Raw genomic sequence first — 18,826 nt, 5'->3', positions numbered from 1 at the left:
CGCTACCCCTTGATCCGACCTGATGTTCGCCCGGCCAGTAGTTCGGTGTCGAGCATCTCGACTATCGGAACGCCGGATCCGGACGGCGACATCAGGAGCGCACCGGCGCGCCGGCCCTTCTCTTCCTGGGGCTGGCGCACCGTTGTCAGTGATTCGCGCAGCGCCTCGTCGACGCCGTCGAATCCGGTGATCGACAGTTGGCCAGGTACATCTATGCCCTGCCAGCGCGCCCAGTCCAAGGCGCCGAGAGCCAGCACGTCGGTGGTGCAGACCAGTGCGGTGATCTCGGGGTTGGTCGCGAGAGCTTCCGCCGCCGCCGAGTGCCCGGACTGCGATGTGTGGACGTACCGCTCGATCACGGTGAGTGAGAGTGGGTCCATGTCGGACGCCACCATCGCGTCGCGCACTCCTTCGATCCGCTCACGCTGGACGTGGAAGTGCGGGGACTTGAGTCGTTCCTGGCTGACCACGCCGTCCATCCGGTCGCGCCCCAGCCTCATGCAGAGCACGCCGATGTCGCGGTGGCCGAGCCCGATGAGGTAATCGGCGACCTTGCGCATGGCAGCGCGGTCGTCGATGCCCACGAGGGATGCACCGGGAATCTCGCGCGGCTGGTCGCAGACGACGATCGGAATGTGACGCTCGAGCACGGCAGCGAGATACGGATCGTCGTCGGCCACGGAGTAGACGACAAAGCCGTCGACGCCCGCCTGCTGGACCACGGCTGCAGCATCCACCTCGTCGCGGCCGGGCCCGGCCGGGATGAGCAGCAAGCCCTGGCCGGCGTCCTCACACGATTCCGAGAGACCGGCAAGGAAGCTCATGGCGGCCGGGTCACGGAACGAATAACTGAGTGCTTCGGTGAGCAGAAGACCGACGGCACCGGCTTTGCGAGTTCGCAAGGAGCGGGCGACCGGATCAGGTCCGGGGTATCCGCGTCGCTTGGCCGCTTGGAGCACTCGATCCCGCAGCTCGACGGAGAGCTGATCGGGTCGGTTGTACGCGTTCGAGACTGTAGTTCTCGACACATTGAGCTCGGCGGCAAGCGACGCCAAAGTGGCTTGACGGCGTGGCTGACGGGACCGGGGCATAAACGGACGTTAGCCGTAGTGCCCGCAGACGGCGCGTTGGGGCTGAACCGAAGGTGAACTACCAGCGACTATGCGCTAATGTGTAACGGTAACGGTTTCCAATAGCATTTAGCCCAGCCTTTGTTCAGGAGAAAAGCACGTGCGTTCGTCGTCGAAATTCCGCACCGCCACCGCCCTCGCGGCCGTCTCGGTCGCCGCAGCATTCGCGCTCACCGCGTGCAGCTCAACCTCCTCGAAGGACGACGGCATCACCGTCGTCGCATCGACGAACGTGTGGGGCGACGTCGCGCAGGCCGTCGCCGGCGACAAGCTGACCGTGACGTCGATCATCAACGAGCCGTCCGCGGACCCGCACTCGTTCGAAGCGACTCCCGCCGATGCCGCCAAGATCACCGACGCATCGCTCGTCGTCTACAACGGCGGCGGCTACGACCAGTTCATCACCGACGTCCTCGACGCGGGCAAGGGTGAGCAGAAGACGGTCAACGCCTACAACCTGCTCGACGGCGGCATCCACGCCGGCGAAACCGCGGGCGAATCGCATGACGGTCACACCCACGGCGCAGTCAACGAACACGTCTGGTTCGACATCCCGACCGTCGACGCCGTCGCACATTCGGTGGCCGATCAGCTGAGCGCTCTCGATCCGGACAACGCGGCGACCTACGAGGACAACGCGAAGGCATACAGCCAGAAGCTCGCCGGCGTCACAGCGATCACCGATTCCATCGCCGCTGCTCACGCAGGCGCACCGGTGGCGCAGACCGAGCCGATCGCGCACTACCTCCTGGTCGCAGCTGAACTGAAGGACGCAACTCCCGAAGAGTTCACCAACGCCATCGAAGACGGCAACGATCCGTCACCGGCCGCAATCGCCGCAACGCGCCAGCTCCTCTCGGAGAAGCAGGCCCGCGCATTGGTCTACAACATCCAGACACAGGACAAAGTGACCCAGGATATGCGCACCACCGCCGAAACCGCCGGAGTGCCCGTCGTCGAGGTTACGGAGACTCTCCCCGAGGGCCTGGACTACATTCAGTGGCAGACGCAGACCGCGGAGTCGCTCGCAAACGCCCTCTCTGCCCAGTAATTATTTGCCCCACCATTTCCGAGAAGAACCGATCGGCTTGTGACAGAAACTTCCGCGAATACTCCTGTGCCCCCTGGTAACACCGTGCCTTCTGGTAACACCGCGCCTTCAGCGGCCTCCGTGCCCGCTGTGACGCTGAAGGACGCTCGATTGTCCTTCGGCGCCCGCACATTGTGGGACGGGCTCGATCTCGAGGTACAGCCAGGTGAGTTCATCGCCGTACTCGGGCCGAACGGGTCGGGCAAGACCTCGCTCCTGAAGATTCTGCTGGGCCAACTACAACTCAGCGGCGGTAGTGCACAGATCGTCGGCACGCCGGCACGGGCCGGGAACTCACACGTCGGGTACATCCCGCAGCAGAAATCGATCGACGACGGCCTCCCGCTCCGCGGCCGCGACCTGGTCGGCCTCGGCGTCGACGGTCACCAGTGGGGTACGGGCCTACTGCGTCGGGGTCGTCGCCGCAAGATCGTCGACGACGCCATCGCACAGGTCAGCGCCCAGTCGTTCGCCGACGCTCCCATCGGTTCCATGTCCGGCGGTGAGCAGCAGCGACTGCGGATCGCACAGGCTTTGGTCGGCGACCCGCGGATCCTGTTGTGCGACGAGCCGCTGCTCAGCCTCGACCTCGCCAACCAGCACCTGGTCTCGACGCTGATCGACAAGCGTCGGCGCAGCCATGACACCGCGGTGCTGTTCGTGACGCACGAGATCAATCCGATCCTGCCGTTGGTGGATCGAGTGCTCTATCTGGTGGACGGTAAATTCCGGATCGGGACGCCGGCCGAAGTGATGACGTCCGAGGTTCTCTCGGATCTGTACAACACCGACGTCGAAGTGTTGCAGGTTCGTGGCCGCCTCGTCGTGATCGGCACCGGAGACGCCATCGACGCGCTCGGCAGCGCAGGCGGACTACGCCCGGGAGAAGGCGTTCACCATTCTGATGAGGATCACCACCAGTGAGTAACAAGTTCACCGACGCGATGTCGCGGATGTTCGACGTGTCCGCCACCGTCGACCTACTGCAGTACGACTTCGTCCAACAGGCGTTGATTGCCGGTGCCATCCTCGGATTGTTGGCCGGCATCATCGGGCCGCTGATCGTGAGCCGTCAGATGTCGTTCTCGGTGCACGGAACGAGTGAGCTGTCACTGACGGGCGCATCCGCCGCACTTCTCGTCGGTGTGGGCGTCGGCTTCGGTGCCATCGTCGGATCCGTGGTCGCGGCAGTGCTGTTCGGACTGCTCGGAGCCAAAGCGCGCGACCGAGATTCGGTGATCGGCGTGATCATGGCTTTCGGCCTCGGCCTGTCGGTGTTGTTCCTCTGGGCGTACGACGGTCGCACGGGAACCAGCTTCTCGTTGTTGGTCGGACAGATCGTGGCGCCGGGAAACAGTGGTCTCGAACTTCTGCTGCTGTGCGCGGTCATCGTGATCGGCACACTCGGATTCATCTACCGCCCTTTGCTGTTCGCAAGCACCGACCCCGAAGTTGCTGCAGCTCGCGGTGTTCCGGTCCGGGCACTGTCGATCGTGTTCGCAGTGTTGGTCGGCATCACCGCAGCACTCGGCGTACAGATCGTCGGTGCTCTGCTGGTGATGTCGCTGCTGATCACCCCCGCAGCGGCCGCCGCGTACGTCACGGCAAGCCCACTCAAGGCCACGATCCTCTCCGTCGTGTTCGCCGAACTGGCAGCCGTCGGCGGCATCCTTCTCTCGCTGGCCCCCGGCGTTCCCGTCTCGAGTTTCGTCACCTCGGTCTCGTTCGTGATCTACCTGATATGCCGACTCTTCGGATCCGCACGTCGCAAGAATGCCGGACGGATTCCGGCGCACGCCTGAACACCGAGAGCCCATACCTACCTAGAATCGAGGTATGGGCTACAGCGTTGATCTGAACAGCGACCTCGGCGAGGGCTTCGGAGCCTGGACCCTGGGCGACGACGACGCCATGCTCGAACTTGTCACCAGCGCGAACATCGCCTGCGGATTCCATGCCGGCGACCCGACAACGCTGTTGGCGACTTGCGAATCCGCCGCCGCCCGCGGCGTCCGGATCGGCGCGCAGGTGGGGTACCGAGACCTCGCCGGTTTCGGCAGACGCTTCATCGACGTGTCCCCGAAGGACCTCACCGCCGACGTCATTTATCAAATAGGGGCACTCGACGGTTTGGCTCGTGTCGCCGGATCGCGGGTCACGTACGTCAAACCCCACGGCGCGCTCTACAACGCAATAGTCCATCACCGACGGCAGGCGCGGGCCGTGGTCGCCGCCGTCGTTGCCTATGACAGTTCGCTACCTGTTCTCGGACTACCTGGTTCGGTGTTTCTGGAAGAGGCGCGCGAGGCCGGTCTCGACGCGGTCGCCGAGGCTTTTGCCGATCGTGCGTACACGGCGGAAGGCACCCTGGTCCCCCGCACCGAGTCGGGCGCCGTTCTGCAGGACCCGACACTTGTTGCAGAGCGGGTTCGGCGAATGGTCGTCGACGGCGAGTTGGACGCAGTCGACGGGAGCACGTTGAAAGTCGCTGCCGCATCGGTGTGCGTGCACGGTGACAGTCCGGCAGCCGTCGACATGGCCGTGGCAATCCGCGCTCTCCTCGAATCTTCCGACGTCGAGATCACGCCGTTCACATGATCGCGATCCTGCCCGCCGGTGAATCCGCAGTCCTCGTCGAGTACGACGAACTGCCGAGTGTGCTGGGCAACTTCAGGGCTCTCGACGCCAGTCGGATCCCCGGAGTGATCGACCTGATTCCCGCGGCGCGAACCATCTTGATCGAGTACGACAACACGATCACCGCGCACCAACTGGTGGAGAAATGGGTACGTGGGGCCGTACCGATCGAACTCACAGCTGACGAGAGTGGGCGGCCTGCCGTCGAGATTCCGGTCCGCTACGACGGCCCCGATCTCGTAGAGGTGGGCAAGCTGACCGGTCTCGGGGTCGACGGTGTGATCGACGCTCACACGGCTGCGTCGTGGACCGTCGCGTTCATCGGTTTCGCCCCCGGCTTCGCGTATCTGACCAGCAACGAGAGAAAGCTCGAAGTTCCACGTCGATCGGACCCGCGCAGGCAGGTCCCGGCCGGTGCAGTCGGGTTGGCCGGACCGTTCTCGGGCGTCTACCCGCGTAGCTCCCCGGGCGGCTGGCAGTTGATCGGAACGACGGAACTGTCGGTGTGGGATGCCGAGCGCCGCCCGCCGGCGCTGCTTCTACCCGGCACCACAGTCACCTTTGTCCGTGCATGATTTTGGTGCAAGCATGATTTTGGTGTCTTCACCGCGCTGTTGCGGGACAATGGATTCATGGCCTGGCTCGAGGTTGTGCGTACCGGCCCGCTCGCCACAGTTCAGGACCGCGGGCGGAGAGGCTACGGCGCCCTCGGGGTCGGAAGATCCGGCGCCGTCGACATGATCTCGCATGACAGCGCCAACAGACTCGTAGGCAACACTTTTCGAGCAGCAACCATCGAAGTCACCGCTGGGGGTTTCGCTATGCGGGCCGTCGGTTCGATGACGGTGGCAGCGACAGGCGCGCGGGTGCCGCTGGCCGTCGACGGACGGCCGGCACCTGACTACGCGAGCATCCATCTGGGTAGTGGCAGCATTCTCGAATTGGGTTACAGCACAACCGGGTTGAGAACGTATATCTCTGCACGCGGTGGCGTCGACGTCCCGCAGGTACTCGGAAGCAGATCCACCGACACGCTCTCCGGACTCGGGCCGCCGCCGCTCGCCGCCGGCGATCTAGTCCTCCTCGGGGCCGAGGAAGGGACGTGGCCCACCGAAGAGTTGATTCCACCGCCGGCACCTGCACTCGGCGCGGTTCCGATCGAGATCACGCTCGGCCCCCGAAATTCCTGGTTCACCGCCGCATCCGTTCACGCGCTCCTTCACACCACGTGGAAAGTCACCGAACACACCAACCGAGTCGGGGTCCGGCTACAGGGCCAAGGGCCTTTGCATCGCTCACGCACCGGGGAATTGCCGAGCGAAGGCGTCGTGACGGGATCCATCCAGGTGCCGCCAGGCGGCCAGCCCGTCGTGTTCCTCGCCGACCATCCCGTGACCGGCGGATACCCGGTCATCGCCGTCGTTTCCGACGCCGGGATTGCGTCGCTGGCACAGCTGCGGCCCGGCAGCACCATTACCTTCAAGGCCACTACTCGGCCGTCGTAGCGCTGATAGTCTCAGCCGCGCCAGCAATGCTGCCGGCGGCGCTCGGCCGTCGCCAAAACCTGAAGGACTGTCACACTATGAGCCCTAAGAGCAGCACACTTGCTCTCGGAATAGCGTCACTGATCACTGCTGCACTCGTCTTGTCCGGATGCAGCAGTTCGGAAAGCGGCGACGCCGTCTCCAGTGATACCAACACCAGTGAGACCACTGCTTCCGAAAGTTCTGCATCCTCGCCGTCTGCCGCTGCCGCGACGCCGACTTTGCGGGACGGAACACCGTTCATCGGTGAGCGGACGACGATCGAAACCGGCGACGACCCCGAAGCGCCGAGCATCAGCGTCAGCCTCCCGCCGAGCTGGACTCACGGCGAGAACATCCCTGCCGGCGTTACGGACGCGTTGTCCAGCAACAGCCAGGAACCCAGCGGTTTCATGCCGAACACCACGGTGACGGTCGAAAACCAGGGCACCGCAACAAAAGACGAGGTTCTTGCCGCTGCGCGTGAAACGATCGCCACTCTCGACGGGTGGACCGAGGTGAAGTACACCGAGATCGACGTCGACGGACAGCAGGGTTTCCGCCTCTCCGGAACCTGGACCGCCCCAAACCTGGACGTTCCGCTCTACGCCGTCATGACGGTCGTCGCTTACCAAGCCGACGACAACTCGCCGGTCTACCTGGTCAGCTTTGCAAACCAGTTCACCGACACGACGAACATGCAGACCTCCAACCAGGTGGAAGAAATCAACACCTCGATCGAATTCGGCTGAGCACCTGATGGTTTGAATACCCGATCTCCGAACAACCGCGGCGGGCCGAGACTACGACAGTCTCGGCCCGCCGTTTCACAACTCTCGCCTAGCTCGAACCGAACAGGCCGCTGAGGGAACCGAGGCCACCACTCAACGAGCCGAGCGATCCGATTCCGCCACCGGTTCCGGGGCCAGTGGGATCAACCGGATCAACGGGATCGACCGGGTCAACCGGATCGACCACATCCGCGGCGCGGACAGTGATGGACGGGCCCAAGTTGGCGAAATTCGCACTCGACTGGAATCCGTTGCCCATCACCGTGGCACCTACCGCCAATCCACTTCCGTACACGGTTCCCGGCGCACACGAAGCAGTAACCGTGTAACTGGTCTTCATGGTCACCGGTTTGCTGCCGTTGTTGATCCAGCCGGCACTGGTCACCTCGAGCGTCGTGGCTGTCAGTTCCGGCGTTTCAGTGGTTTCGGTCATCGTCCCGCCAACGTGAAACTTCGTGACCTTCGCCGAGCCCGGGACAAAGGTCAAGCATGCGGCATGCGTCTCGGTGAACCTGCTGATATACCCGTCGATTCCGCTCTTCTTCGACACTGTCGTGTAGGTGATCGTGTCACCGATCTTCGGCGACGCATTGTCCACGGTGCGAGTAAATGTGTAGGCACCGGAAGTTGCTGTCTCGGCAGTCGCGACTCCCGCACCCAGCGCGCTTGCGCCCACAGCAAGAGCAATCACCCCCAAACCAGCTCCAACGGTGGACAGACTACGATTCCTGGATCCAAACTTTGCCACGAACAATCTCCACTCTGTGTGGTTCCAGGACAACCGAATTCATTGATTACTGAAACTTGTTGCAACCCGACTCTCGAAGTACGATACAGTCGACCTGGACATTCGCCCAGCTTTTCGTCGAAATAGTCGACAATCAGTTAACGGCAGGCAATCGACACCGAAAAAGTCCTCTTAATTCGGACTTTTCCGCAAATTCTGCCGAACTGATACATAGGCAAGCGTCCGATAGGTTTCAATGGTTACCGCGGCGCAACCTTTGAAGAGTCATCCCATCGCCGTCAGCGTGAACCCCTCGAACGGAGAATTTCATGTCACGTTTTTCAATGCGCAAAACACTCACCGGAATCGCAATCGCTGCACTTGCCACCAGCGGACTCGTGATGACCGCAGGCACCGCGAGCGCCGATGCCACCCACCCGTCCGCGGCAACGGTCAACTCCTCCAACGTCCGGATCACCAAGAGCATCGTGGGCGACGGCGAAGTTGCACCCGGCGGCAAAGTCACCGTGCGCACGGTCATCTCCACAACAGGCCACCCCGAGCGTTACGTCGACCAGTTCGTCGACCGCTACCCCGCCACGTTCAAGTACATCCAGGGCACGGCAACGGTCAACGCGTGGCACTTGATCGGCGGTCAGAAGACCGAATCCGTCACGCCTTCGGTTGACACTGCCGCCCGAACCGTGAATGTGCCCAGCACCGGCTGGCTGATCTCACCCACCGGAAGCAAGACCGTGACGATCGAGGCGCAGTACCTCGTCGCCGACGATGCACCGATCGGCTCGTACCAGGAAATGTCGAGCTCGATCGGTATCTCGACGTTCAATACCGAACAGAACATCAGCGGCGTCTACGCCAAGATCCGCGCCAAGAACCCCGGCGAGGCGGCCGCATCGGGCTCGGCAGATCTGGGCTTCGGCTCTTCTGACGGCGAGGGCGGAACCGGTTCGGCCGGATCCTCCATCCTGGACAACCCGGCCGGCTTCATCTCCGACATCATCAGCGGTGTCCTGGCCAACGGCAGCTGATTCACTCGCTCCACCTGTAAACACTCCGTCGGGGAATGTGTTCGAGGGTGGCATCGAGTCTTCGGACTCGGTGCCACCCTCGATCTTTTGTGGCGATCACACTCCGTCGCGCCTGCATCAAAGAACCAAATAGGAAAGCATTACCTAAGTCATTCGCGGTATGATCCACCGATGAGTTCCACAGGATTTCCGTACTGGGCTGTGCCGGCAGGCCGGTACGTTCCGCTCCCCTTCTCGATGACGACGTCCACCATCGGGCGTGATCAGAAGCGCGCGTGGCGTGAGATCCGCCATCCCGAACACGAACTCCTCTGGGGCGCTTCCGGCGAGATGAGCGCGTACATCGACGACGTTCGTTGGCAGATACCACCGACGGTCGGCATGTGGATTCCGGCTGGAACTCCACGGCGCATCACGCTCGGCGCATCCACCGAGGCTCGTTTCACCTATTTCCGGCCCGAGTCGTTCCCCCACCCGTGGACAAAACCCGCGATCATCGGCATCGACGACGTCGTCAAGACGATGCTCATCCATCTGCACCAGCGAAATATGCCTACCGAGGCTCGCTTGCGCGCCGAATCCGTAGTCTTCGACACGCTCGCGCCCATCGAGGCGGCTGATGTCGCAGTACCGATGCCCGCCGATCCCCGGGCCCTCGCCGTTGCACGCCGCCTGATCGCCGACCCCGCCGATCAACGCGGGCTTGCCGATTGGGCCTACGTGGTAGGCGGAAGCCCCCGCACCCTGAGCCGCGTGTTCTCTCAAGGCACGGGGATGTCCTTCACCGAGTGGCGGATTCAAGTTCGCGTCCGCGCTGCGATGTCCTATCTCGCTGCGGGCGTTCCTGTTTCGACGGTAAGCCGTCGCGTCGGATACGAAACCCCCAGCGCCTTCACCAGCGTGTTCCGCAAGGTCACCGGACGCACACCGAAGAACTACTACTCGGACGCGTGCGAGTTGTCAGCCTAACTGGTCAGAACCCGTTCATCTTCGAGACCAGTTCCGCGAAAGCATATTTCACGCTCAGCGACGTGGGTGAAGCCAAGGCCATGACTCGCGCCAGACCGAGCTGCTGAATCAGCCTGCCGTCCTTGACTGCCGGCAGGTCGGCAAACAACTTGTCCCCCATCAATCCGGGGAGCCCCTGACCACTCGCGTCGTTGAGCACGATGACGTCCGCGTCCAGTTCGTTGTACTGTTCGCGCGATGCAGTCACCGACCCCTGGGTGTCGCCGCACAGCTCTGCGCTTCCGGCCGACTGCTTCAGTCCGAGCTGGGACATCAGGATGACTCGGCCGTCGTCAGCGCAGTAATTGGTGAGGCCGTCGATGTTTCCCGAGAGGAAGGTCAAGGTTTTCCCGTTCAGATTGGGGGATCCGGCAGCCAGGTCGGCTATGGAATCGTCAGTTTCCTCGATCAGCTCGGCAGCCCGCTTCGGTTGGCCGAGTACTGATCCGATGGTCGACAACTGTTCCTGCCACGTGGTCGCCCATGCGGTCTCCTTGAACGGAATGGTGGGTGCGATCTGGGAAAGACGTGCATAGTCGTCTTCGGTGATTCCCGAGACCACTGCGATGATCACGTCCGGCTCCAACGCCAGGATCTGCTCGAACGGCACACCGGACGTGCTGTCGAGCAACGTGGGTTCGACATCGCCCAACAATTCTTCGTCCCACGGCAGGATGCCGTTCTCCAAGCCTGCCCCACTGAACGACTCCATGGCGACGGGTGTCTTGCCCAGTGCGAGGACCGAATCCTGGCTGTTCCAGCCGATCGTCACGATCCGCTGAGGTTCGGTCTCGATGGTGGTCGACCCGTACGCGTGATCAACGGTGACCGGCAGCGCGCCGGCCTCGGCCAACTGCGTCGTGCCCTCCGACGCTGTTGACTCGGTGCTGCTCTGGCAGCCTGCGAGCAGGGCAATCGCGGCCAACGCAGCCACTATTCGGGTAGTGCTCTTCATCTTCTGTCAGCTCTCTTCGCAAACGTACTTTGTTTCGACCAGCCAGGTATATCGAGACCCGATCCCGGTAATGGGGTGTCGATACTCCATCTGTCCGCTGCCGCGTAGCCCTTGGCATCTGCGAGCACTTTCCGCACTCGCACCGGCTCTACCGTAGAACTGCACAACGAGTGTTCAGATCTGGGCGAGGAGTTTCACGAGTGTCAGCGCTGCCCGAAACTCGTTCCGGTCCGATGGAGATGATCCGAGTCGGATCATTCTCCTCCGGACGCGGCCCGCGACTGGTTGCAGCCGTCACCGGGCAGGCGTCGTATCAGGTAGCTCAAGCCCTCATCCCGGTGCTGATCGGCACCGTCGTCGACCGGGCAATCGGAAAGTCCGACAGCACAGCACTTCTCGTGTGGCTTGCGGTGCTGTGTGCTCTGTTCGTGGGACTCGCTCTGTCGTGGCGCATCGCAGTTCGCCTGAACACGCAGGTCTTCGTCTACGGCGAACACGACCTACGACTGAATGCTGCCAGACGAATACTCGATGCCAGGGGGATGAAAGCTCAGCGTTCGACCGGTGAAGTTCTCACCATCTCTACCTCGGATGCCTCACACGTCTCGGGCTTCTCCTGGGTTGTCGCCGAACAGGGCTCGGCATTTGCGGGGCTCGCCGCGGCAGTGATTTCGCTTGCCTTCGTCTCGTGGCCGCTCGCACTGATCGTCGTACTCATCACCGCTGCGCAGCTCATATTCATCCACAAGATCAGCGGTCCGTTGGACGAGCGCGTGTATGCAGAGCAGAAGAAGGCAGCCGAGGCAGGCATGCTTGCAACGGATTTCACGCTGGGACTGCGGGTACTGAAGGGTTTCGGGGCTGAACCCGCCGCCCTGTCGCGATACGTCAACGCGAGCCGGGAGTCGATGAAGGCAGCGATCCGGACGGTCAGAGCAATGTCCAGCCTGACCGCGCTCAATTCCGGGGTCTCCGCGTTGGTGCTGGCTTCGGTTGCGCTTGGAGCCGCGTGGATGGCGCATCAAGGCACGATCACCGTGGGCAACTTCGTCACCGTTGTCGGCTTGAGCAGAGTGATTGCCGGTCCGATGGAAACGCTGGGGTTCTTCGGTGCCGAACTCGCTGCCAAGCGAGGTTCCGCGCGCAGACTTTCCGAACTGTTGGCCGAGCCACACCTGATCGAATCGCTGGCCGCCACGGCCACGACCGAACCTGCCAGAAGTGGAGACGCCCTATTGATTTCGGCGGACAACGGAACTGTCGTCTCAGCTCGACGCGGAGAAGTGGTGGGCGTGCGCGCTGACGATTCCGCCGATCGACTGGCACGACAACTCGCCTTTCAGACTCCGCTGGACCTCGACTCTTACTTCGTATTCGGCACCGATGCAACCGACCTCGGCCCGGACGGAGTTCGTGATCAGGTGTTCGTCTCCGCTCATGAAGGAACCGTGTTCACCGGCACCGTCTTCGACAATCTGGCTGCACCGAACGTCGACTCGTCGGCAATGACGTCATCTGCGCTCGACGACGTGTTGACGCATCTGCCCGACGGCCACCTCTCCGAGGTAGGCGAGCAAGGAAAGAAACTCTCCGGAGGTCAACGCCAACGCCTTCTCCTCGCCCGCGCTCTCCATCAACCCCAGCCGATCCTGGTCCTCCACGAACCCACCACTTCCGTGGACTCTGTCACCGAGCATCGAATTGCACACTCCCTGAGAAACTTCCCCGACAAGGCCATTCTGGTGATCACCTCGAGCCCGACCCTGCTCCATTCGTGTGACCGTGTCGTCACGATCGACCACTGCGTTCGGGAGGGAGAGTCGCTGTGACCGATACCCTTCCGGATGCATCTGCTGTTCCGGTTGCATCCGCCCTGCCGATCGCGTCGACCAAACAGACCGTCCGCGCATTGATCGCACTGCTTCGGCCACGCAAGCGAGCGCTCGCACTCACGACCGTCGTGCTTCTCTCTGCTACGGCCTGCGGCCTGTCCACCCCGGCACTGCTCGGACTCATGGTCGATGCGGTCACGGAGGGCAAACCGTTTGCCTCACTCCTGCGTATCACCGCGTTCATGCTCGGCGCAGCGGCAGCAGGGGTTGCGCTGACCTGGTGGAGCACACAGCTTCTGGCGAACGTCGCGCAGAACGTGCTGGCCGATCTTCGTGAGGACGTGTTCGCCGCCACCCTCGCGCAGCCGTCGTCACTGGTCGAGGATGCCGGAACCGGTGATCTGATTTCCCGGGTCTCGGGCGACGTCGAAGCGGTAAACACAGTCATCGCGCGAGTACTACCCGCCACCGTGTCTGCCCTGTTCATGATTTCACTGACGCTTGTCGGTGTGGGAGTGATCGATTGGCGCTTCACCGTGGCAATCGTTGCCGTTGCGCCGATTCACTATTTCGCTCTTCGTCATTTCCTCCGACGCTCCGGACCCGTCTACCGACGCTCTCGCGCTGCGCAGGCCAGGCGGGGACAACAGCTCATCGAAACTCTCGGAGGCGCAGGCACTGTCACTGCCCTGCGGCGAACAGACGAGCACATCGACCGAATCGCCGAGACCTCCGAGCATGCCATCAGCTTCGACATGCAGGCAGTTCGCCTGCGCACCAACTTCTTCGCCCAACTCAACGGCGCCGAACTGCTCGGACTGGCCGCCGTCCTGAGCGTCGGCTACTGGCTCGTGACCACAGACTCGGTGTCCATCGGGGCCGCTACCGCCGCCGCCCTCTACTTCCACAGTCTGTTCAGCCCCATCGCGGTATTTCTCTCGAACATCGACGAATTGCAGGATGCGGGTGCCAGCCTGGCTCGCCTGATCGGAGTCACCGCGATGCCCGGGCGGCCCACGAGCATTCCTGCCTCGGCTCGGTCCGAACCCATCGGCGTCGAGGTGGACCGGGTTTCCTACTCGTACGACAACTCCACCCCGGTGATCGATTCGATCTCGATCTCGATCGCACCGGGGGAACGAATCGCCGTCGTCGGAAGCAGCGGCGCCGGAAAGACCACGCTCGCCAAACTGATTGCCGGCATCATTCCCGTCGGGGACGGGCGAATCACCGTCGACGGCACACTGATTGACGACCTGAGTGATGCCGAACTTCGGCACGAAGTCGTCCTCGTCAGCCAGGAAGTTCACGTGTTCGTCGGGACGATCGCCGACGATCTCCGGTTGTGTGCACCAGATTCGGACGATGCGAAGATCGCCGAAGCCGTCGACACGATGAAAGCTCAATGGATTCATGAACTTCCGGACGGACTCGAGACCAGGGTCGGGGCCGGTGGGTACCAGTTGACGGCAGCGCAGGCACAGCACATAGCCCTCGTCCGACTGGCTCTGCTCGATCCTCCCGTCGTCATCCTCGACGAGGCGACTGCCGAAGCCGGAACCACCGCAGCCGGTCTACTCGATCAGGCAGCCGAGCTCGCAGTCACCGGCAGGACCGCCGTGGTGATCGCACACCGGCTGAGCCAAGCAGTCCGCGCCGATCGCATACTCGTCATGAGCGGTGGCCGCGTAGTCGAGAGCGGGACACATGACGAACTGATCGGCGCGGACGGTTCCTACGCTGCACTGTGGGAAGCCTGGTCGGTGCGGAGCTAGAACCCCGCCAGACTCACCCGAAAGCCGTTACAACTCAGCTGCTACGACGCCTGCGGGCGATGTCCGCCAGGACGACTCCGGCGGCAACCGAGGCGTTGAGCGACTCGACCGGACCTGCCATCGGAATCGACAGGATCGCGTCGCAGTTCTCGCGGACGAGGCGCGAAAGGCCCTTGCCCTCGGAACCGACCACGATCACAACGGGACCGCTGCCGTCGAAATCGTCGAGAGTGGTGTCGCCCTCGGCGTCGAGACCGACGACCTGAACACCCTTCGATGCCCAGTCCTTGAGCGTGCGGGTGAGGTTGGTTGCCCGAGCAATCGGCAAACGAGCGGCAGCGCCGGCGCTGGTACGCCAAGCGACAGCACTCACGCTCGCGCTACGACGCTCCGGAATCACGACGCCGTGTCCACCGAAAGCTGCGACCGAGCGCACGACGGCACCCAGGTTGCGGGGATCGGTGATGTTGTCCAGCGCGACGAGCAGCGGCGGCTCGGCATGCTTGCGCGCCTCCGAGAGAAGATCGTCCGGGTGCGCGTAGCGGTACGGCGGAACCTGCAGGGCGATGCCCTGGTGAAGACCGTTGGCGCTGAGGCGATCCAGATCGGTGCGGGGGACCTCGAGGATCGAGATGCCGGCATCCGCAGCGAGCTGAACGGATTCCTTCAGTCGATCGTCGCTCTCGGTGCCGACGGCGACCCACAGTGCAGTCGCCGGAACGCCGGCGCGTAGGCACTCGACCACCGGGTTGCGTCCGAGCACTGTCTCGGGACCGTCGAGAACCTTGCGGCCCGGACCCGGACGGCCACCGCGGCCCTGCTTCTCGTCGGCACGTGCGGCGCGCGCTGCTCGCTTTGCCGCGGGATGCTTGGTGCGTGCCTCGGCGGGCGGCGTAGCGCCACGCCCTTCGAGACCGCGACGGTGCTTACCGCCGGAACCGGCAACCTGGCCCTTCTTGGTGCCGCCCTTACGGACTGCGCCGCGCCTGCTCGAGTTTCCAGCCATTGTTACTGCCCTGCCTTAAGGGACCATTCGGGTCCGTCGGGAGTATCGGTTACTTCGATACCCGCCTTGATGAGGCGATCGCGGACCTCGTCCGCCACCGCCCAGTTCTTTTCCGTACGTGCCTGCTGCCGACGATCGAGATCGGCCCGCACCAACACGTCCAAAGCTTCCATTGCCGTCTCGGTGTCGCCACCGGACTGCGTCCAATGCTCGTCGAGTGGGTCGACGCCCAGGATCGCGAGCATGGCCCGCACCTGGCCGGCAGCCACCCGAGCCGCGTCGAGATCACCGGCAGCGAGCGCGGAATTACCCTCGCTCGCCTTGCCGTGAATCTCGGCCAACGCGATCGGCACCGACAAGTCGTTGTCGAGAGCCGCCGCGAAACCTTCGGTCCACGTACCGAGTTCGACGCCGCCCGCACGCTTGTGTGTGCGCAGGACGAACGACTCGAGCCCCTGGTAGGACTTCGCACTTTCGTCCAACGCCTCGTCCGAGTACTCGAGATTGGAACGGTAGTGCGCACTACCGAGGTAGTACCGAAGTTCTTGCGGACGAACCTTCTTGAGCACGTTCGGCACCGAGAGAACATTGCCCAACGATTTGGACATCTTCTCGCCACTCATCGTGACCCAGCCGTTGTGCAACCAGTACTGAGCGAAATCGTCGCCGGCGCACTTGGCCTGCGCAATTTCGTTCTCGTGGTGCGGAAAGACGAGATCGCGTCCACCACAATGGATGTCGAATGCCGCCCCGAGATAGAACTCCGCCATGGCCGAGCACTCGAGGTGCCAGCCCGGACGGCCGGGTCCCCACGGTGTCGGCCACGAGGGCTCACCGGGCTTGACGGCCTTCCAGAGGGTGAAGTCGCGAGGATCACGCTTTCCCTCGGCAGCGCTCTCGCCCTGATGAACGTCGTCGAGTTTGTGGCCGGACAGTGCGCCGTACTCGGGGTAGCTCTGCACGTCGAAGTAGACGTCACCGCCCGCCGCGTACGCGTGGCCGTTCTCGATCAGACGTTCCATCATCTCGACCATCTGCGTCACGTGGCCCGTGGCCCGTGGCTCGATGGACGGTGGCAGCACGCCCAGTTGGTCGTAGGCCCACGTGAACGACCGCTCGAACGTCGCCGCCCACTCCCACCAAGGTCGACCGGCGCCGGCGGCCTTGTTGAGAATCTTGTCGTCGATGTCCGTCACGTTGCGCACGAAGGCAACGTCGTTGCCGTGCGCCAACAGCCAGCGACGCAGCACGTCGAAAGCGACGCCGCTACGAACGTGTCCGATGTGAGGATCGCCCTGAACTGTCGCCCCACACAGGTACACCGATGCATGTCCGGGGGCCAACGGAACAAAATCCCGAAGGGCCCGCGTACCGGTGTCGTATAGGCGCAGGGTCACGACCAGCGATCTTACCTGTCGTGTTCGGTTGTCATGACCAACGCGGTGGCCATGGCGGCGATCCCCTCGCCGCGACCGGTCAAGCCGAGGCCGTCCGTGGTGGTCGCGGACACCGAAACAGGCGCGCCGAGAATGTCCGAGAGCACCTTCTGTGCCTCGTCGCGACGTGGCCCGATCTTCGGACGGTTGCCGATGACCTGCACCGCGGCGTTGCCGACGGCGAACTGGTTCTCTTCGAGCAGTCGGCGAACCTCGGCAAGCATTCGAGCGCCGCTCACGCCGTCCCATTCGGGCCTGCCGGTGCCGAAAACCGAACCGAGGTCACCGAGGCCCGCCGCAGAGAGCAACGCGTCACACAGCGCGTGGACGGCGACGTCGCCGTCCGAATGGCCCGAGCACCCGTCTGCTTCCTCGAACAGCAACCCGGCCATCCAGCAAGGACGACCGACCTCGATGGGATGAACATCCGTGCCGAGACCGACGCGCATCTAATTTCCGTCCTGTGAATCCGCACTCAACGCTGTCTCCGAGCTCAGGAGCGCCCGTGCAAGGACCAGGTCGAGCGGAGTGGTGATCTTGAAGGCGAGGGCGTCGCCGGGAATCGTCTGCACCGAAACACCGAGACGCTCGACCAGAGCGGCGTCGTCGGTCGCGGCGACGTCACCGGCGTCGTACGCACTGCGCAGGACGTCGGTGGAGAATCCTTGGGGAGTTTGAACCGCACGCAACTCCGAACGCAGAGGCGTACCGGTGACTGCGCCGAGTACGTCGACCGACTTGATCGTGTCGGTAACCGGAAGTACCGGGATGACAGCGGAGCTGCCGGCTCGGAGAGTGTCGACGACGCGCGCGATCAACGCCGGCGGTGTCAATGCCCGTGCGGCATCGTGCACGAGTACAAAATCTGCGTCGCCGGCAGCACTGAGGCCGGCTCGAACCGAATCGGTTCTTTCGGCACCACCGCCGACGACGTCGACGTCCGCTGCACGACCGAGGTCGGCTACGACGGATTCGACCAGTTCAGGCGGCACAATGACAACAACGCGGTCGATCGCTCCGGATTTCCGGAGTCCATCGACCGCGCGTGCAAGCATGGTGCACCCACCGAGTTCGACAAATGCCTTGGGCAACTTCTCGCCCAATCGCACTCCCCGACCTGCGGCAGGTACCAGGGCTACTACTGCCACTGTCAGCTTTGTTGTGTTGCAGTCAGGACGCGGCCGCGAGGACCTCGTCGAGAATGGTCTCTGCCTTCTCGGTGTCAGTGCCCTCGGCGAGCGCGAGCTCTCCGACGAGAATCTGACGAGCCTTGGCGAGCATGCGCTTCTCACCAGCGGAAAGTCCGCGGTCCTGCTCACGACGCCACAGGTCACGAACAACTTCTGCAACCTTGTTCACGTCACCTGAGGCAAGCTTCTCGAGATTTGCCTTGTATCGACGAGACCAGTTGGTGGGCTCTTCGGTGTGCGGTGCTCGCAGAACCTGGAAAACCTTGTCGAGGCCTTCTTGGCCGACCACGTCACGAACTCCGACGTACTCTGCGTTGTCTGCAGGAACCCGTACTGTGAGATCGCCTTGAGCGACCTTCAGAACCAGGTACTCCTTCTGCTCACCCTTGATGGTGCGGGTTTCGATAGCTTCGATCAGCGCCGCACCGTGATGGGGGTATACGACGGTGTCTCCGACCTTGAAAATCATGTGTCCCGTGCCCCTTTCGATTCCACTAGTTTAACACGTGAAAGAACCGACCACTCATCAACTGTGCAGGTCAGGGGCATCCTTGCTCGAGCGTAGGGGTTGACAGGGCTTGTTGTACGTGCATTCAACTGGTCTGGAGCACCCCTGCGTAACGGACTGAAAGCCCACGCAGACAACCGTTGTGGCGACCCGACGGCCAGCCCGCGGG

19 protein-coding genes are annotated in these 18,826 nt (G+C 63.1%); 11 read left to right on the top strand and 8 right to left on the bottom strand.

Going from position 1 to position 18,826, the window contains the following annotated elements; genetic code table 11:
- Positions 1-2: 2 nt before the first annotated feature.
- A complete protein-coding gene (locus P0M12_RS16125; RefSeq protein ID WP_007733995.1) occupies positions 3-1,091 on the bottom strand; it encodes a LacI family DNA-binding transcriptional regulator in 1,089 nt (362 codons plus the stop codon).
- Between the two features lie 139 nt (positions 1,092-1,230).
- Between P0M12_RS16125 and P0M12_RS16120 the strand changes: the two genes are divergently transcribed.
- From P0M12_RS16120 to P0M12_RS16090, 7 genes are all read left to right on the top strand, one after another.
- Positions 1,231-2,181, top strand: coding sequence for a zinc ABC transporter substrate-binding protein (locus tag P0M12_RS16120; protein ID WP_007733993.1), 951 nt, complete (start codon positions 1,231-1,233; stop codon positions 2,179-2,181).
- An 84-nt stretch (positions 2,182-2,265) separates the two neighbouring features.
- On the top strand, positions 2,266-3,144 hold the full coding sequence (locus P0M12_RS16115) for a metal ABC transporter ATP-binding protein (protein ID WP_047269722.1): 879 nt from the start codon (positions 2,266-2,268) through the stop codon (positions 3,142-3,144).
- The gene (locus tag P0M12_RS16110; RefSeq protein WP_003945811.1) at positions 3,141-4,022 is read left to right on the top strand and encodes a metal ABC transporter permease; all 882 of its coding nucleotides are present in this window, start codon (positions 3,141-3,143) and stop codon (positions 4,020-4,022) included. The genes P0M12_RS16115 and P0M12_RS16110 overlap by 4 nt, the downstream gene beginning before the upstream one ends.
- A 34-nt stretch (positions 4,023-4,056) precedes the next feature.
- The gene (locus tag P0M12_RS16105; RefSeq protein WP_007733991.1) at positions 4,057-4,818 is read left to right on the top strand and encodes a 5-oxoprolinase subunit PxpA; all 762 of its coding nucleotides are present in this window, start codon (positions 4,057-4,059) and stop codon (positions 4,816-4,818) included.
- Complete coding sequence (gene pxpB, locus P0M12_RS16100) at positions 4,815-5,432, top strand: 5-oxoprolinase subunit PxpB (protein WP_007733990.1); 618 nt, start codon at positions 4,815-4,817, stop codon at positions 5,430-5,432. The genes P0M12_RS16105 and pxpB overlap by 4 nt, the downstream gene beginning before the upstream one ends.
- A gap of 57 nt (positions 5,433-5,489) precedes the next feature.
- Positions 5,490-6,362 (top strand): biotin-dependent carboxyltransferase family protein, encoded by an 873-nt coding sequence (locus P0M12_RS16095; RefSeq protein ID WP_007733989.1) that lies wholly within the window; start codon positions 5,490-5,492, stop codon positions 6,360-6,362.
- Positions 6,363-6,439: 77 nt separating this feature from the next.
- Entirely contained in the window at positions 6,440-7,132 is a 693-nt protein-coding gene (locus P0M12_RS16090; protein WP_039973380.1) for an LpqN/LpqT family lipoprotein, read from the top strand.
- 88 nt (positions 7,133-7,220) lie between these two features.
- Here the strand turns inward: P0M12_RS16090 and P0M12_RS16085 are convergent, their stop codons facing one another.
- Positions 7,221-7,862, bottom strand: a complete 642-nt coding sequence (locus P0M12_RS16085) for a hypothetical protein (protein ID WP_047269642.1) — start codon at positions 7,860-7,862, stop codon at positions 7,221-7,223.
- A 365-nt stretch (positions 7,863-8,227) separates the two neighbouring features.
- Here P0M12_RS16085 and P0M12_RS16080 point away from each other — a divergent pair, with 365 nt between their 5' ends.
- Positions 8,228-8,947, top strand: a complete 720-nt coding sequence (locus P0M12_RS16080; protein WP_003945935.1) for a hypothetical protein — start codon at positions 8,228-8,230, stop codon at positions 8,945-8,947.
- Between the two features lie 171 nt (positions 8,948-9,118).
- Positions 9,119-9,916: an AraC family transcriptional regulator gene (locus P0M12_RS16075; protein ID WP_031332820.1), complete on the top strand. Its 798-nt coding sequence runs from the start codon at positions 9,119-9,121 to the stop codon at positions 9,914-9,916.
- Between the two features lie 4 nt (positions 9,917-9,920).
- On the opposite strand, the gene P0M12_RS16070 is transcribed toward P0M12_RS16075, so the two are convergent.
- Complete coding sequence (locus P0M12_RS16070) at positions 9,921-10,910, bottom strand: iron-siderophore ABC transporter substrate-binding protein (protein WP_003945426.1); 990 nt, start codon at positions 10,908-10,910, stop codon at positions 9,921-9,923.
- A gap of 200 nt (positions 10,911-11,110) precedes the next feature.
- Between P0M12_RS16070 and P0M12_RS16065 the strand changes: the two genes are divergently transcribed.
- Both P0M12_RS16065 and P0M12_RS16060 read left to right on the top strand, forming a co-directional pair.
- Complete coding sequence (locus P0M12_RS16065) at positions 11,111-12,739, top strand: ABC transporter ATP-binding protein (RefSeq protein WP_277376563.1); 1,629 nt, start codon at positions 11,111-11,113, stop codon at positions 12,737-12,739.
- A complete protein-coding gene (locus tag P0M12_RS16060) occupies positions 12,736-14,517 on the top strand; it encodes an ABC transporter ATP-binding protein (RefSeq protein ID WP_277376562.1) in 1,782 nt (593 codons plus the stop codon). Before P0M12_RS16065 ends, P0M12_RS16060 begins: the two co-directional genes overlap by 4 nt.
- 34 nt (positions 14,518-14,551) lie before the next feature.
- Here the strand turns inward: P0M12_RS16060 and rlmB are convergent, their stop codons facing one another.
- From rlmB to carD, 5 genes are read right to left on the bottom strand one after another with little or no spacing between them, the layout of a single operon-like run.
- Complete coding sequence (gene rlmB / locus P0M12_RS16055) at positions 14,552-15,523, bottom strand: 23S rRNA (guanosine(2251)-2'-O)-methyltransferase RlmB (RefSeq protein WP_003945749.1); 972 nt, start codon at positions 15,521-15,523, stop codon at positions 14,552-14,554.
- Positions 15,524-15,525: 2 nt separating this feature from the next.
- A complete protein-coding gene (gene cysS / locus P0M12_RS16050) occupies positions 15,526-16,920 on the bottom strand; it encodes a cysteine--tRNA ligase (RefSeq protein WP_003945830.1) in 1,395 nt (464 codons plus the stop codon).
- Between the two features lie 11 nt (positions 16,921-16,931).
- A complete protein-coding gene (gene ispF / locus P0M12_RS16045; RefSeq protein ID WP_047269647.1) occupies positions 16,932-17,408 on the bottom strand; it encodes a 2-C-methyl-D-erythritol 2,4-cyclodiphosphate synthase in 477 nt (158 codons plus the stop codon).
- A complete protein-coding gene (gene ispD / locus P0M12_RS16040) occupies positions 17,409-18,107 on the bottom strand; it encodes a 2-C-methyl-D-erythritol 4-phosphate cytidylyltransferase (protein ID WP_003945606.1) in 699 nt (232 codons plus the stop codon).
- A gap of 22 nt (positions 18,108-18,129) precedes the next feature.
- Positions 18,130-18,618, bottom strand: a complete 489-nt coding sequence (carD, locus tag P0M12_RS16035) for an RNA polymerase-binding transcription factor CarD (RefSeq protein ID WP_003945666.1) — start codon at positions 18,616-18,618, stop codon at positions 18,130-18,132.
- Positions 18,619-18,826: the final 208 nt, after the last annotated feature.

The organism is Rhodococcus sp. RCBS9, from assembly GCF_029457415.1.
Taxonomy (GTDB): Bacteria; Actinomycetota; Actinomycetes; order Mycobacteriales; family Mycobacteriaceae; genus Rhodococcus_F; species Rhodococcus_F qingshengii.
The sequence above is the reverse complement of the archived record's forward strand: the minus strand, read 5'-3'. Positions and strand labels throughout refer to the sequence as shown.